The sequence below is a fragment of the Cyanobacteriota bacterium genome, assembly GCA_025054735.1.
Classification (GTDB): domain Bacteria; phylum Cyanobacteriota; class Cyanobacteriia; order SKYG9; family SKYG9; genus SKYG9.
In genome coordinates, this window is record JANWZG010000044.1 from 1 (window position 1) to 14,057 (window position 14,057).

Annotated in this window: 15 protein-coding genes; 7 read left to right on the forward strand and 8 right to left on the reverse strand. The window is 50.0% G+C overall.

What is annotated here, in order from left to right:
* From NZ772_03680 to NZ772_03695, 4 genes are all read left to right on the forward strand, one after another.
* The coding region (locus tag NZ772_03680; GenBank protein ID MCS6812658.1) for a hypothetical protein at positions 1–274 on the forward strand (274 nt) is incomplete at its 5' end.
* Positions 274–843, forward strand: a complete 570-nt coding sequence (locus tag NZ772_03685) for an ATP/GTP-binding protein (protein ID MCS6812659.1) — start codon at positions 274–276, stop codon at positions 841–843. The genes NZ772_03680 and NZ772_03685, both read left to right, overlap by 1 nt.
* A gap of 180 nt (positions 844–1,023) precedes the next feature.
* Positions 1,024–1,395 carry a roadblock/LC7 domain-containing protein gene (locus tag NZ772_03690; GenBank protein MCS6812660.1) on the forward strand — a complete coding sequence of 124 codons (372 nt, stop codon included), beginning with the start codon at positions 1,024–1,026 and terminating at the stop codon, positions 1,393–1,395.
* A 98-nt stretch (positions 1,396–1,493) separates the two neighbouring features.
* A complete protein-coding gene (locus NZ772_03695; protein MCS6812661.1) occupies positions 1,494–1,982 on the forward strand; it encodes a hypothetical protein in 489 nt (162 codons plus the stop codon).
* A 214-nt stretch (positions 1,983–2,196) separates the two neighbouring features.
* Here the strand turns inward: NZ772_03695 and NZ772_03700 are convergent, their stop codons facing one another.
* The 4 genes from NZ772_03700 to sufC form a co-directional block, all read right to left on the reverse strand.
* Complete coding sequence (locus NZ772_03700) at positions 2,197–2,907, reverse strand: DUF3782 domain-containing protein (protein MCS6812662.1); 711 nt, start codon at positions 2,905–2,907, stop codon at positions 2,197–2,199.
* Positions 2,908–3,018: 111 nt separating this feature from the next.
* On the reverse strand, positions 3,019–4,278 hold the full coding sequence (locus NZ772_03705; GenBank protein MCS6812663.1) for a SufS family cysteine desulfurase: 1,260 nt from the start codon (positions 4,276–4,278) through the stop codon (positions 3,019–3,021).
* A 38-nt stretch (positions 4,279–4,316) separates the two neighbouring features.
* Complete coding sequence (gene sufD, locus NZ772_03710; GenBank protein ID MCS6812664.1) at positions 4,317–5,660, reverse strand: Fe-S cluster assembly protein SufD; 1,344 nt, start codon at positions 5,658–5,660, stop codon at positions 4,317–4,319.
* Positions 5,657–6,445: a Fe-S cluster assembly ATPase SufC gene (sufC, locus tag NZ772_03715; GenBank protein MCS6812665.1), complete on the reverse strand. Its 789-nt coding sequence runs from the start codon at positions 6,443–6,445 to the stop codon at positions 5,657–5,659. The genes sufD and sufC overlap by 4 nt, the downstream gene beginning before the upstream one ends.
* Positions 6,446–6,648: 203 nt before the next feature.
* Here sufC and zds point away from each other — a divergent pair, with 203 nt between their 5' ends.
* Positions 6,649–8,097: a 9,9'-di-cis-zeta-carotene desaturase gene (gene zds, locus NZ772_03720; GenBank protein MCS6812666.1), complete on the forward strand. Its 1,449-nt coding sequence runs from the start codon at positions 6,649–6,651 to the stop codon at positions 8,095–8,097.
* A gap of 99 nt (positions 8,098–8,196) precedes the next feature.
* Here the strand turns inward: zds and NZ772_03725 are convergent, their stop codons facing one another.
* The 4 genes from NZ772_03725 to NZ772_03740 all read right to left on the reverse strand — a co-directional run bounded on the left by NZ772_03725 (position 8,197) and on the right by NZ772_03740 (position 11,884).
* Entirely contained in the window at positions 8,197–8,652 is a 456-nt protein-coding gene (locus NZ772_03725) for a helix-turn-helix domain-containing protein (protein ID MCS6812667.1), read from the reverse strand.
* 159 nt (positions 8,653–8,811) lie between these two features.
* Complete coding sequence (glmM, locus tag NZ772_03730) at positions 8,812–10,254, reverse strand: phosphoglucosamine mutase (GenBank protein MCS6812668.1); 1,443 nt, start codon at positions 10,252–10,254, stop codon at positions 8,812–8,814.
* 201 nt (positions 10,255–10,455) lie between these two features.
* On the reverse strand, positions 10,456–11,052 hold the full coding sequence (locus tag NZ772_03735) for a CPBP family intramembrane metalloprotease (protein MCS6812669.1): 597 nt from the start codon (positions 11,050–11,052) through the stop codon (positions 10,456–10,458).
* Between the two features lie 205 nt (positions 11,053–11,257).
* Positions 11,258–11,884 carry a hypothetical protein gene (locus NZ772_03740; GenBank protein MCS6812670.1) on the reverse strand — a complete coding sequence of 209 codons (627 nt, stop codon included), beginning with the start codon at positions 11,882–11,884 and terminating at the stop codon, positions 11,258–11,260.
* A 99-nt stretch (positions 11,885–11,983) separates the two neighbouring features.
* Between NZ772_03740 and codA the strand changes: the two genes are divergently transcribed.
* The gene (gene codA, locus NZ772_03745) at positions 11,984–13,243 is read left to right on the forward strand and encodes a cytosine deaminase (protein ID MCS6812671.1); all 1,260 of its coding nucleotides are present in this window, start codon (positions 11,984–11,986) and stop codon (positions 13,241–13,243) included.
* 326 nt (positions 13,244–13,569) lie between these two features.
* On the forward strand, positions 13,570–14,057 hold a 488-nt coding region (locus NZ772_03750; GenBank protein ID MCS6812672.1), incomplete at its 3' end, for a serine/threonine protein kinase.

Here is a 14,057-nt window from a genome sequence, read left to right on the forward strand (position 1 = left end):
TCAAGTGCAGCGCATTGGTTTTCGATTAATGGTTGCAGGGTTAGTGGAAGAAGTAACATTGATCACACCAGAATTCACAAACTCTACGGAAGTAGTACTCAGCCAGTTTACACCTGTAGACAAATCGCTGCCTGTAGCATCCTCTACTTTGCTGTTATCACCAGCTAAGCATCAACAGCCAAAGCAATTTGAGTTGTCTAATTCGGTTGAAAACTCTCCAGTATCCACCTCTCTAGTTAAAAATCTGGTCAACTTTTTGCGGAGTAAAGTTTGATGGAGATCTTACGTCTTGTAGTTACAGGCACAGTAGGCGCAGGCAAAACTAGTTTTGTTCGCGCTATTAGCGATATTGAGGTGGTAGACACCGATCGTCGGGCAACGGACGAGACCACTCAAATAAAGAGCAGCACCACTGTTGCCATGGACTTTGGTCGCCTTACCTTTAGCCCTGAGCAGTCACTTCATATCTATGGCACTCCTGGTCAAGCACGATTTGATTTTATGTGGGATTTGCTGATTCAAAGGGCACATGCCTACATTCTGTTAGTAGCTGCCCATCGCCCTTGTGAATTTCGGCATGGTCGCAAAATCATGACCTTCATGAATCAGCGTACTCGCGTTCCAATGGTGATTGGGCTAACACATATGGATTGCCCTGATGCTTGGTCAGAAGACAACATAGCTATAGCTTTAGGCTTAATTGACCCACAACGGCGGCCACCGATCGTGACCGTTAATGCTACCCAGCCTGAGTCTGTATTCAATGCTGTGATTGTCCTGCTACAAGAGCTGATGAAGTTTCAGGAGGCTGCATCAGTTTTACACCACAAATCGGCTATGTAACTATGCGCCATCAACGTTGGCACGATCCCATCACGGTCTCTCTTGGCGTATCTCAACCTGGTTTACACCATACACTTTGGCTCATACCAATTGGTTCATACCAACAACATTGCCACTCTCTAATTTTTCTCTCCCAGTCTGAATCTGATCTCAATTATTCTGTCTACGAGGATTTTCTCTATGATTAACACGATTGCTTTGGAAAGTGCTCTACGAAACTTTGTCAGTGGCTCTCCTGACGTTCAAGGAGCAGCACTCGTTACTCCAGATGGCTTGCCCTTGTCATCTTCACTTCCTAGCGGCATGGATGAAGAACGAACAGCCGCTATGTCTGCGGCGATGCTTTCTCTAGGAGAGCGAATTTGTCGGGAGCTAGTACGTGGTGACATTGATCGCCTGTTTGTGGAAGGAAGCAAGGGGTTTGGGGTGTTAATGAGCTGTAGTGAAGATGCAGTGTTATTAGTCTTAGCAGCACCTACCGTCAAACAAGGGTTGCTGTTCTTAGAAATTAAGCGTCTGGTGTCAGAGATTCATCCACTGCTGGCTTCATAGCTCATAAGGTTAGCACTGTTGTTAGCCTGTCAGTTGCCATGTTGTTGTCATCAGTTGCTATTAACTGTCTTTCTTGAAAACTATTTGAGGTGTTTGACATGTCTACTGCTGTTATGCCCGTTGCCAGTCAATTCCGCAGTGAACTGGGCGATTTTACTAGCATTATTTGCTTTAAGGCTATAATTACGGGCGTAGAGGAAGCTCTGGGTGAAAAAGCAGCAGCGATCGCCCTAATTGCCGCTGGTCGAAATCGTGGTAAGCAAGTTGCAGACCAAATTGGCTGTACTGGTCAAGGAATTTCTGATACTGTCACTTCCCTGTTACAAAAAGTCTTAGGCAAAGAGGGCACTCGATTGTGCATCATTGACAAAATTGTAGAGGCTGATGGCGTAATCAAGGTTTACGCACGAGAAACCATCTGCTCCGCTGGTGAACCCCAAGGGTCTCCTCGCAAGCTGAGCTATACCCTGGGAGTCCTCCAAGGTGTGTTGGAACAAGTCACGGGGAAACACTTAAGGGGTAAGCAAACAGAATCTGTTTTACAGGGCAGTGCCTACGACGTTGTTGAGTTTACAATACTCCGATAGCCTCCATTCTAGATTGCTCTACTGCTAAGCTGAATCGGCATTGCTGAACATAGGTATAAACTGCCTTCATCCCCAACTCTTCTCCCAGGGCGAAGAGGGAGCTAGACCTCTTGTTTCTTCTCCCAAAGGAGAGGGCTAGGGTGAAGGCTGCAAGCAGCTTAAGTGCGAGAATCATACTGCTGGGCAACAACGCCCTTCTACTATTGAGTCGTTCCTACCAAGTGCGGGGAATAAAGTCTGCGGTATTGCTAATCTCAACTGTATCTCCTGACTGTTGAATCACAAACAGTCCCTGGTTGTAGGCATAGGTGTCTACATCACCATCGATTTCTATGGCGGCAACGGCTCCGTAGATTCGATAGGTGGCATAGTGAGGAAAGGCAGCCTTGAACTGTTCTAGGGTTTGCAGGCACTGTTGAACACTATCTTGGGTCAGACGGGATTTGACTTCAACAATGACAGCAACGTCATCATCGACAGCTAGAATGTCAATTTCTAAGTTGCGATTGCCCCGCACGGACCGTACCCGTTGATAGACTTCTTGCACAGCAATCCCTCGGCTTTGAAATAGCCGCAGTACAGCCGGAGCCACTAGGTTTTCCACAAATCGTCCCCAGCGGCTGCTCAAGTTATTGACGGCTTGATTGGCTTGGGCAGCGATCGCTTCGGCTCTGGCTAGCCTAGCGTCAGCTTCAGCAGCCCGACGATCCGCTTCGGCTTTGGATTCTGCCATACGTCGATCAAAGTCGGCTTTGGATTCTGCCATACACCGATCAAATTCGGCTTTGGATTCTGCCATACGCCGATCAAAGTCAGCTCTGGACTCAGCAGCACGCTGATCGAATTCAACAAAACGACGATCGGCTTCTGCCTGGGAGCGCTGGAACAGCGCGTAAATATCGTCAAGGGTCACTGGATTGGACATAGCAAAAGCTTGAACCAAAGCTATCTAGATTCATTCTAACGAACAGTCAAAATCTCAATACCAGTAATCTATCGACTCAGGATGGTAGGATTGACGCGCAGTGTCTTGGGCTTATAGAGCAGCACTAAAGAATTCGATCGCCTCGCGCAGTGCAGTAATCAGGCGGTCAATATCCGTAGGGGTGTTATAGAAATAGAGGCTAGCTCTGGCACTGGCGGGGATACCAAGGTAACGATGCAGCGGTTGGGTGCAGTGGTGACCAGAACGAATCGCTACTCCAGATTGGTCTAGCACCGTGGACAAATCGCTAGGATGAATGCCATCTACGGTAAACGCCGCCAGAGCAGCCCTACCTTTACCATCAGCAGTGGGCTTAGGGCCGTAAACGCGCACTTGGGGTAGAGTTTGCAGTTGCTGGAATAGGTAAGCCGTTAGTTGCTGTTCATAGGCATGGATTGTGTCCATTCCCAACTGAGTTAAGTAGTCTACCGCAGCCCCTAGGGCGATCGCTTCACCAATGGCGGGAGTACCCGCTTCAAACTTGTGGGGCAAGGCAGCATAGGTGGAATGATCCAGGTACACATCGGCAATCATTTCTCCACCCCCTAAGAAGGGGGGCATGGCCTCCAGTAGGGCTAGCTTACCGTAAAGGAAGCCGATACCAGTGGGAGCGCACATTTTGTGACCAGAGGCAACTAGCCAGTCACAGTCCATGGCTTGCACATCGATCGCCATGTGGGGCACACTTTGGCAAGCATCAATTAGCACTTTTGCACCGTATTGGTGGGCGATCGCACAAATTTCCTGCACAGGGTTGATGCAACCCAAGGTATTAGAAACATGCACGGTCGCCACTAGCTTAGTTTTGTCACTCATCAGAGATTTAAATTGATCGAGGTTAAACCCTTCATCAGCACTGAGTTCCACAAACTTCAACACAGCCCCAGTCCGGTGAGCAACAAACTGCCAAGGCACCAAATTACTGTGATGTTCCATTACTGACACAATCATCTCATCCCCGGCTGTGAGGTTAGTCATGCCCCAGCTATAGGCCACCAAGTTAATGGCTTCGCTAGCATTGCGCGTATAGATCACTTCTTGGCGAGAAGCCGCATTGATAAAGCGAGCAACCTTATCGCGTGCTCCTTCGTAGGCATCAGTGGCCCGAGAACTCAGGGTGTGTAGTCCCCGATGAACGTTAGCATTACTTTGCTCATAGTAGTCGTTTAGCGCCCTTAGAACTGCTAGAGGCTTTTGGGACGTGGCAGCGTTGTCTAGATACACTAGCGGATTGCCGTATACCTCTTGGTTAAGGATGGGAAAATCTGCACGGACTTGTTCAGCAAGGGATTTTGTGAGGGTGATGGTCATAGGTCAAAAAACTCAACAGGCAGATGGTTGAAGACGGGTTACAGGTAGCTATGCTGTCGGATATGCTGGGTCAGTGCGGTGGCTAGCGATCGCACGGGGATGTGGTCAATCACTTCAGCCGCGAAAGCGTAGATTAACAATTTCGCAGCCGTAGACTGATCAAGCCCCCGACTTTGCAGGTAAAAGATTTCATCTGCATCCAACTGACTCACAGTTGCCCCGTGGGAACACTTTACATTATCCGCTGTAATTTCCAATTGGGGTTTGGTGTCAACCCGTGCCCTTGGGGATAGCAGCAGCGTGCGGCTGAGTTGACTAGCATCTGTAAGCTGAGCAACTTTGGGTACAACGACCTTGCCGTTGAATACAGCATGGGCACGATCGCCCACAATACACTTGTGGAGCTGCTGGCTGGTACTGTGAGGCTTGGTAAACACAATAGCGCTATGGGTATCGGCGAGTTGCTCGCCATTAATAACTGTTAAGCCCTCTACCGTAGTACTAGCTTGTTCGCCTGTTAGCGTCACATTTAGGTTATGGCGAGAGAGTTGGCTACCTATGCTGATAGCATAGCAACTATAGTAGGCATCTTGGGCTTGGGATATGGCTGTCTTGCCAATGTGAATAGCAGCCTGACTGTCTCGTTGAACGCGAGTATGGTTGACACGGGCACGAGCACCGACCCAAAGCTCTGTTACCGCATTGGTGAAGTGTCGTTGCTCCCCTAGGCATCCATAGTCTTCCACAATGGTGACACTGCTGTTAGGCTCTGCCATAATCAGCCAACGAGGATAGGATACTGTCGGCACTTCTCTACCCGTCGATAGGCTGAGCAAGTGAATGGGAGCGACGATCGACCCCTGAGCAGCTACCCACACTACCCCTACTGACTGGAGACAAGCCGTGTTGAGAGCCGTAAACACCTCTTCAGCTCCACTCTGCATCGCCAAGTGACTAAAGACAGGATGATGGCTCGGCAAAACTGTTACATCACCAACGACTAGGTGATCGCTGACTACCAGCCCTTGACACAGAGCAGGCACAACCACGCCATCTACCATCACCAAGCGAATGTCTGCCTCTGGCAGGATAAATGGCTCTATATCCGCCATGCTGACTGCATCGGTAGGCGCAATCAACTGAAATGTTGTCTCTAACAGAGCCGACAAGGATGTAAATCGCCACTCTTCGTCCCGAGGGGAGGGAATAGCAAGTTCATGGGCAACGGACAGGGCACGATCGCGAATAGCCTGCAACTCTGGGCTGTTACCCACCAGTGGTGGCCGCTGTTGCAGCAGGTTTGCTAAATACAGAGCGCGATCGTGGCGAGCATCAACTCCTGCATTCCCTGATTCTGAATTGGTCACAATTTGGATAGTCATGGAGCCGCAACCTCAGTTTCTTCCTCCCGAACCCAGTCATAGCCTCGGCTTTCCAGTTCCAGTGCTAGGTTCTTATCCCCTGTGAGCACAATCCGTCCTGCTTCCATCACATGCACATAGTCCGGCACGATGTAATTCAGTAGACGTTGATAGTGAGTAATCACCAACATAGCATTTGTAGGCGTAGCCAGTTGGTTGACTCCATTGGCAACGGTCTTTAGCGCGTCAATATCCAAGCCAGAGTCGGTTTCATCTAAAATTGCCAACACCGGTTCTAGCAACGCCATTTGCAAGATCTCATTCCGCTTCTTTTCCCCCCCAGAAAAGCCCTCATTCACACTGCGCTCCAAAAAGGCTGGATCCATTTTTACTATGTCTAGTTTTTGGCGCACCAATTCTTCAAAATCAAAGGGATCGAGTTCCTCTAAGCCTTGGTACTTACGTTTAGAGTTATAGGCTACCCGCAAAAAGTCTAAATTGCTGACACCAGGAATCTCTAAAGGATACTGAAACGCTAGGAAAATGCCCTGAAGCGCACGCATATCTGGTTCCAGATCTAGGAGCGATTGACCTTGGAACCAAATCTCGCCCCCGGTGACCGTGTAGTCTGGGTGCCCTGCTAGTACCTTAGAAAAGGTGCTCTTGCCAGAGCCGTTTGGCCCCATGATGGCGTGGATCTCTCCTTGACGAATATCCAACGTCAGGCCGTTCAAGATCTGTTTGCCGTCAATTTCGGCAGTCAAGTCCTTAACAGATAATACAATTTCACTACCCTCGGTGATCACACAGCAACCTCGTTTACAATCGCTATCTACCAGTATTCCAAACTATCCTCTATTTTGAGGCAGCAAATAATTAGCACTGTCTATGCTGGGGATAGGTGAATGACAATCTGAGCCTGCTCCTGCAACAAATCACGGATGCTAGGCAGTAGCACTATCCTACAACCCTTTACAATAATTTAAGAAACTTAGGATTATAGATGGCTATGCGGATTGCGATCGTTGGGGCAGGGTTAGCTGGGTTATCGGCAGCGGTGGAGCTAGTGGATGCTGGACATGAAGTGGCAATCTACGAGTCCCGACCCTTTGTGGGTGGTAAGGTAGGCAGTTGGCTAGATGCCGATGGCAACCACATTGAAATGGGGCTACACGTGTTTTTCTTCAACTACAGCAATTTGTTTGCCCTGATGGATAAAGTGGGCATTCGTCAATACTTGTTACCCAAGGAGCATACCCACACCTTTGTCAACCGGGGTGGTGATGTGCGAATGCTAGACTTCCGCTTTCCCTTGGGTGCTCCCTTTAATGGCTTGAAGGCATTTTTTACTACACCGCAACTTTCTTTGTTGGACAAGGTGCAAAATGCGATCGCCCTCGGCACTAGCCCCATTGTCCTCGGCCTAGTCAACTACGAGGCAGCCATGTCTATCATTCGCTCTTTGGATCGCATTAGCTTTGCTGAGTGGTTTTTAGGTCATGGGGGTTCAGAGACTAGCATTAAGCGCATGTGGAATCCGATCGCCTATGCCCTAGGGTTTATCGACTGTTACAGCATTTCTGCTCGCTGTATGCTGACTATTTTTCAGATGTTTGCGGCCAAAACCCAGGCATCGCGCCTCAATATGCTCAAGGGGTCACCCGCAGAATATTTGCACAAGCCTATTTTGAACTACCTAGCTGCCCGTGGTGGACAGGTCTATACTCGGCGGGGGGTGAGGCAAATTCACTATGAGGGCACTGGTGATGCAACTCGCGTCACGGGACTATCGGTTGCTAATGGCGATCAAGTGGAGCTAGTGACGGCTGATGCCTATATTTGTGCCTGCGATGTTCCTGGAACTCAACGCCTGTTACCTTCCGAGTGGCGACAATGGCCCCAGTTTGATCACATCTACAAGCTAGACACTGTGCCTGTGGCAACGGTGCAACTCCGGTTTAATGGTTGGGTGACAGAACTCAAGGATGCTAATCGGCGTACACAACTCCAACAGGCCGCAGGTTTAGACAACTTGCTCTACACGGCTGATGCAGACTTTTCTTGCTTTGCAGACCTTGCCTTGGCTAGCCCTGCCGACTACTACCGGGAAGGACAAGGCTCACTTTTGCAGCTTGTGCTCACACCTGGAGATCCATTCATTAAGCAAAGCAACGAAGAGATTGCCCATCATGTCTTGAAGCAGGTTCACGATCTATTTCCGTCCTCCCGGGAGCTGACAATGACTTGGTACAGTGTGGTGAAGCTAGCCCAGTCTCTCTACCGGGAAGCTCCTGGCATGGATCCCTATCGCCCTAATCAGGTGACACCGATCGCCAACTTCTTTCTGGCGGGCAGCTACACCCAACAAGACTACATCGACAGCATGGAAGGTGCAACTATCTCTGGCAAGCGAGCAGCCGCGGCTGTCATTAACGCCCTAGAACAGAAACCAACCTAGTTTGAGGTTTGTAATCTAGTCTGAGGTTTGTAGTGAGGACTTTAGTCCTCTAGAGAAAGTAGTAAGGACTTTAGTCCTGTGGAGACAGGATAGAAGCATTTACTCTTGAGTGCTGCCAGAACGTGCTGCTTTAGGCGAAGCCTTAAGTCGATAATGCACCAGTTGATGCACGGTTTTATAGGGGGATACAATCCCTAGTTCGCGCTCTAGCCACTGGCAAATTTCGGTGTAACTGTTGAATCCTTCCCCTTGCTGCAACCGTTTCTGTAAAGCATCCTGTGCCCATTGGGGAATGCTATGCCGTCTTCCTACCCTGGGCTTGTGGGCTAGTAACTCGCGTAGCCCGCCCTGACGGTAAAGTCGTAACCACTCTTGCACCGTCACCCGATGCCGTCCTAATAGGGCAGCGGCTGCTTGCACGGTTTTAGCCTGCTCACTTTTGAGCAGATAGAGTAGCTGAATCCGTTCTTTGTCTGAGGCGCTTTTTTGCGATCGCAGTAACTGTTTGAGATCCTCGACGCTTTCAGCAATATCTAGTTTATAAACCCCTGCCATAGATACTTTACACCCGACAAGACCTGGAGAACGTCTGTAGTCTCTCCTTCAAGAGTCAGTATAGGGGCAAACTAGCAACGGTGGGAGATACTCTACTCGATAAACTCTATGCTCAAAACCTAGCTGGTTATTGGCAAGCAGCCTTCCATCCAAGACTCATCAGCCCAGAAGGTGATGTTGAAGGGTTGCTACTAGGGAGTCTGTCCAATAGTGGGCAAGGTCAACATCGGCGGCCTCTACCATGACACGAATTACAGGTTCTGTACCTGATGCTCGCACCAGCACTCGACCTTGATCGCCCATGGCAGCTTCAGCGTTGGCGATCGCTGCTTGCACGGCATCACAGCTTTGCCAATTGAGGCGACGCTCCCGATCGTCAACCCGCACATTTTTCAGCAGTTGGGGGTAGGGCTGAAAGCTCTGATCCATCAGGGTTGCCAGGGATGTACCTTGCTGTTTCACTAGTCCCGCTAGGTGAATAGCAGTTAGTAGGCCATCACCGCTGATTCCATAGTGGGAACAGAGAATATGTCCCGATTGTTCTCCCCCTAGCACGGCCCCAGTCCGCATCATTTCGGCATGGACATACTGGTCACCAACAGGAGTGCGCAACAGCACACCCCCCAGTTGGTTCCAAGCTCGCTCAAAGCCTAGATTAGCCATGACTGTGGAGACGATCGTGTTGTGAGGCAGTTGGTTAGTTTGCTGAAGTGCTCGTCCCCAAAAGTACAGGATATAGTCACCATCTACAGCGCGTCCTTGAGCATCTACTGCCAGCACGCGGTCAGCATCTCCGTCGAAGGCAAACCCCATATCAGCGCCTTGTTCCAATACGGCTGCTTGCAGCACGGCAAGATGGGTAGAACCACAGTTAACATTAATGCGATCGCCATCGGCCAAGGGATGCAAACAGATTACCTCTGCTCCCAAGGCTTCAAACACGGTGGGTGCCGTGCGCACAGCGGCACCCCAGGCTAAATCCAACACGATGCGCAGGCCCTGAAGCGGACGATCGTCTGCCAGCCCAGCAGTCGCAAGGGATGCTTGCAGCGATTGCATGTAGGTATCCACCAGTTCAGGCCGTTGATGAGAGGTTGCTACCCTGCTGCCATTTATCGCTAGGGTCTTATGGTTCTCTCGCAGGTAGGCTTCGATTTTTTGTTGCAATGCTTTCGGCAACTTGACCCCATCTGCACCAAAAAACTTGATGCCATTGTCTTCTGGTGGGTTGTGGCTAGCGGAAATCATCACGCCGCCGATCGCCCCTAAGGCTTGAGTCAGGTAGGCAACCGCAGGTGTAGGACATAGCCCAAGTTGCCAAACATTCAGTCCAGCGGCGGTTAGTCCTGTGGTTAGGGCCGTTGCCAGCATGTCGCTAGAGTTGCGAGAATCTTGACCCACAATCACGGTACCCCCCGTGGGTGCAACCTCTTGCCAGACTTGGCCTGCCCAAAAACCAACCTGAAGGGCTAGGGGAGCGGTTAATAAATCTCCTACCTTGCCCCGAATACCATCAGTTCCAAACAGGGGCGACTTCGGCAGGGTAAGACCCACTCTTGCTGCCTCAGTCATGCTGATCGGCTGTACAAACGACGCTATCATTACCGTTCACTCTCCACACAATTCACGCCACAACTCAACCCATCGTGGCACAATGACAACCAGTTGAGTCGTCTGATGTGCCAGGAATTTACGAGCATTCAACAGTGTGCTTGAATGTCCCGTAATGTTTACAAAACATTACCTAATGGTCTGGAGAATAACATTTCTTTAACCATCTGTCAGCCATCAATTATGGGTGAGCTATGGGTGAGCTGATAGATTGGCACTGCGTAACTTCCAGGCAACGCTAGAGACGAAGTTGGCGGTGATGTGGGCAACGATCGGTACCATCAAATTGTCAGTCCACAGGGCAACTGCCCCCAAAATCAGCCCCACAATAGTTGCCCAGATGGCATAGGCCCATAGCCGAGGGCTGCTAAAGTGTAAGACCCCAAAGCAAAGGCTGGAGAGGATTAGTCCAGTCATATTGGCTCCTAGAGCAGGCAACATAACACCCCGGAATAGCAATTCTTCACTGAGACCAGGGAGCAACCCCACCCACACCATGTCGGGTAGCAACAATGGGGCTAATACCAGTTGCAGGTAGAGATCAGTGCTAACTCGATAGGCTGGCCACACTTGATAAATAATGGCACTAGCAGCAATGATACCCATACCAACACCAATGCCAATCAAGATGGAAGAGAGATCGACATGCCACGGCAACAACGCAACCTTACCGAACTGTCGCCACAGGGTGGTTACTAGCAGCAACACCACAGCAGTAGCACCGATCGCCACCAACATTTGGGTGCGGTCTAGGGGTTCTAGGTCAAAATTGTCAGGTTGGGGATCCATGGGGCAAACACAAGCACGGCAGAGTCACTACCTAATTGGTAACTATCTGATTGGTAAACAATTAAACTGTAAATTTTCGGAAACCGCAAATCTTAAGCAGTTACCAGGTTTATACAGCCTCAATCCCCCAATAGACGTTGCCTGCAAAAATCCTTGGGTCACATCGACGCAATAGCCGTACTGATTGACCGTTCATAGGCTATCGTCAACGGATAATGGACGAGTTGTTAGATGCATGAGTACGAACTCGATGCAGTTGTCTGACAGCAGAGACAATGACACAGCTAATGCCCCCCAGTTCTAAAATCCAGTTCATGCGAATGCCTAGAATTTGCACATTGATCAGCCAATCGAAGTGATGGAATGACGAGGCTCTCGCCAAGACGAATAGAATCAAAAAGCCTAAGCCCAGGAAGGTCAGGCGGTAGGCATAGTAGCACCAGCGGAATCGTTGCAACCCCTTGCTAGCAACTACTATGCTTAAAACTGCCAGCCCCAGCAAAAATAGTCCTTGGATGATGCGCTTGTAGGGGTTTAGTCCTGACGAGCGAACTACATTGCGACCAATGACTGTAAGCAGACTTTGGAGGTCAAGCTGCTTGTTGACTCCTAGAAATACGAGCACTAGGGCAACGCCATGCCAAAACTGGCGATAGTAGGGGTAAAAGCGGGGAGCTAGACGATCGTCGGGATAGCGGGCACAGAGCAGACATAACCCTGCTGCTGCAAAATAGGCTACCACGGTTACCCATCCCATGACCGTGGGGTCACCAATGCGGGGAATCCAGCGATCGTCAACAACAGCACTCAACACCATGTCATTGCCCTGCACTTAGCTTCATAACCACCTTCATAATTGTGACCTATTACTCAATCCCCATCACCCAGTCATTGCTATACACTGAGAGTCACCCTTGGCTGCTGAGAACCGATGACCCACGAACCTGCCGATCTGCTATTGCGCCACTGTCGTCTTTTGCACGAAACAACAGCCATCGAACCTGTTGATATTGCCATTCGAGCAGGAACGATCGTGGCGATCGCTCCCCACCTGACCATTCCAGCCCACAGAGAGATAGACGTGCAGCACAAGCTGGTTAGCCCACCGTTTGTCGAGTCCCACATTCACCTAGACTCAGCGCTAACAGCCGGAGAACCCCGCTGGAACCAAAGCGGCACCTTGTTCGAGGGCATCGACATTTGGCGGGAACGTAAGCAGTCCTTAACAGTGGAGGATGTGAAACAGCGGGCGATCGCCGCTATGAAACAACAGGCTGAGCATGGTGTCTTGTTTGTACGCAGCCATGCGGATGTCAGTGAACCCACCCTAACTGCACTTCAGGGTTTGCTAGAGGCACGAGCAGCCGTCAAAGACTGGATGACACTCCAGATCGTAGCTTTTCCTCAGGATGGAATCTATAGCAGTCCTCAGAATGTTGACTTGTTGGAGGAAGCAATCCGGCAAGGGGCTGATGTGGTAGGTGGTATTCCTCACTATGAACTCACCCGTGACGATGGGGTGAAGTCTATGGAGACCGTATTTAAGCTAGCAGCGCAGTACGATCGCCTAATTGATGTGCATTGTGATGAAATTGACGACGATCAATCTCGGTTTTTGGAAGTGATGGCAGCTCTGGCCCTGCGTACAGGCATGGGCGATCGGGTTACAGCTAGCCATACCACTGCCTTTGGCTCCTACAACAACGCCTATGCCTTCAAGCTCATGGGCTTTTTGCAACGTACACAGTTGCACTTTATTGCGAATCCTTTAATTAACATCACCCTACAAGGCCGTACTGATACCTATCCCAAACGTCGAGGCGTAACCCGTGTGAAGGAACTGTGGCAACACGGACTCAACGTCAGCCTAGGGCATGATTGCATTCAAGATCCGTGGTATAGCTTGGGAACCGGCAACATGTTAGATGTAGCCGTTATGGCCTTGCATGTGTGCCACATGACGGGGATGGCGGAGATAGAGGCTTGCTACAACATGATTACCTGGAATGGGGCTAAAACTTTACACCTAGGAGACCGCTACGGTGTTGCTGAGGGTAAACCTGCTAACGTGATTGTGCTAGATGCCCACGATCGCTATGATGCCCTGCGTCGCCGAGCCACTGTGACCCATGTTATTGCCCAAGGTAAGCTGCTCTTAGAAACAACCCCAGCAACGACAACTTGGTGCTAGTAAAGAGTCCTTAACACCGACGTATCAGCCTCCGGGGGCAAGAGAGATATGCCAAGACTTTCCAAGGATTATGTTAGATAGGTTGGAATCAGATGACTACGAACTGTAAGGAACACTAAGAATCACCACATCAATTCGTAACAGGCATTATTATGGCTAATGACATGGGTCTTTGATCGTCGTGAATGATAGTGTCGTAATAGCCATTGCTACATCTGTTGTCTAAAGTGTTGTTTAAAGACTACATCTGCTCAATGGCTATCTCTTCTACAACCGTGCCTTGCTCAATGTTGCCTTGCTGCTCAGCCTTGTTGTGTCAACACTGAATGGATCTCTACTGCACTCGTCCTAACTGTCCTCGTCCGCTAAACCGCTGCCCTGACTTGGATGACACCCAAGTCTTGAAGACAGTGCAGCAAAAGTATTGCACAGCTTGTGGTATGCCACTCATACTAGATAGCCGCTATCTAACACTGCGCCTATTAGGGCAAGGTGGGTTTGGGGCGGCGTTTTTGGCCTGCGATCGTCGTATGCCCAATCTGCGCCCATGTGTGATCAAGCAGTTTCAGCCCCCCGCTGATTTTAGCCCGCAACAGCTTGCCATTGCCCAAGACTTGTTTGAGCGCGAAGGAGAAGTGCTAGCCGAGTTAGGCAACAACCATCCCCAAATTCCCGACCTCTATGCGTTTTTTCCCTTGACGGTATCGAATTCCCTGACAGGCACCAACCAAGAGTTTTTCTACCTAGCCCAAGAGTTTGTTGATGGGCAAGATTTAGAAGCTGAACTCGCCCAAAAAGGCAAATTCTCTGAAGC

What these genes read in the sequence shown, in the direction of transcription:
- glmM (MCS6812668.1), bottom strand. Translation starts at nt 10,254, where the DNA reads ATGATAGCGTCGTTTGTACAGCCGATCAGCATGACTGAGGCAGCAAGA.
- zds (MCS6812666.1), top strand. Translation starts at nt 6,649, where the DNA reads ATGCGGATTGCGATCGTTGGGGCAGGGTTAGCTGGGTTATCGGCAGCG.
- sufD (MCS6812664.1), bottom strand. Translation starts at nt 5,660, where the DNA reads ATGACTATCCAAATTGTGACCAATTCAGAATCAGGGAATGCAGGAGTT.
- NZ772_03735 (MCS6812669.1), bottom strand. Translation starts at nt 11,052, where the DNA reads ATGGATCCCCAACCTGACAATTTTGACCTAGAACCCCTAGACCGCACC.
- NZ772_03685 (MCS6812659.1), top strand. Translation starts at nt 274, where the DNA reads ATGGAGATCTTACGTCTTGTAGTTACAGGCACAGTAGGCGCAGGCAAA.
- NZ772_03725 (MCS6812667.1), bottom strand. Translation starts at nt 8,652, where the DNA reads ATGGCAGGGGTTTATAAACTAGATATTGCTGAAAGCGTCGAGGATCTC.
- codA (MCS6812671.1), top strand. Translation starts at nt 11,984, where the DNA reads ATGACCCACGAACCTGCCGATCTGCTATTGCGCCACTGTCGTCTTTTG.
- NZ772_03705 (MCS6812663.1), bottom strand. Translation starts at nt 4,278, where the DNA reads ATGACCATCACCCTCACAAAATCCCTTGCTGAACAAGTCCGTGCAGAT.
- NZ772_03695 (MCS6812661.1), top strand. Translation starts at nt 1,494, where the DNA reads ATGTCTACTGCTGTTATGCCCGTTGCCAGTCAATTCCGCAGTGAACTG.
- NZ772_03690 (MCS6812660.1), top strand. Translation starts at nt 1,024, where the DNA reads ATGATTAACACGATTGCTTTGGAAAGTGCTCTACGAAACTTTGTCAGT.
- NZ772_03700 (MCS6812662.1), bottom strand. Translation starts at nt 2,907, where the DNA reads ATGTCCAATCCAGTGACCCTTGACGATATTTACGCGCTGTTCCAGCGC.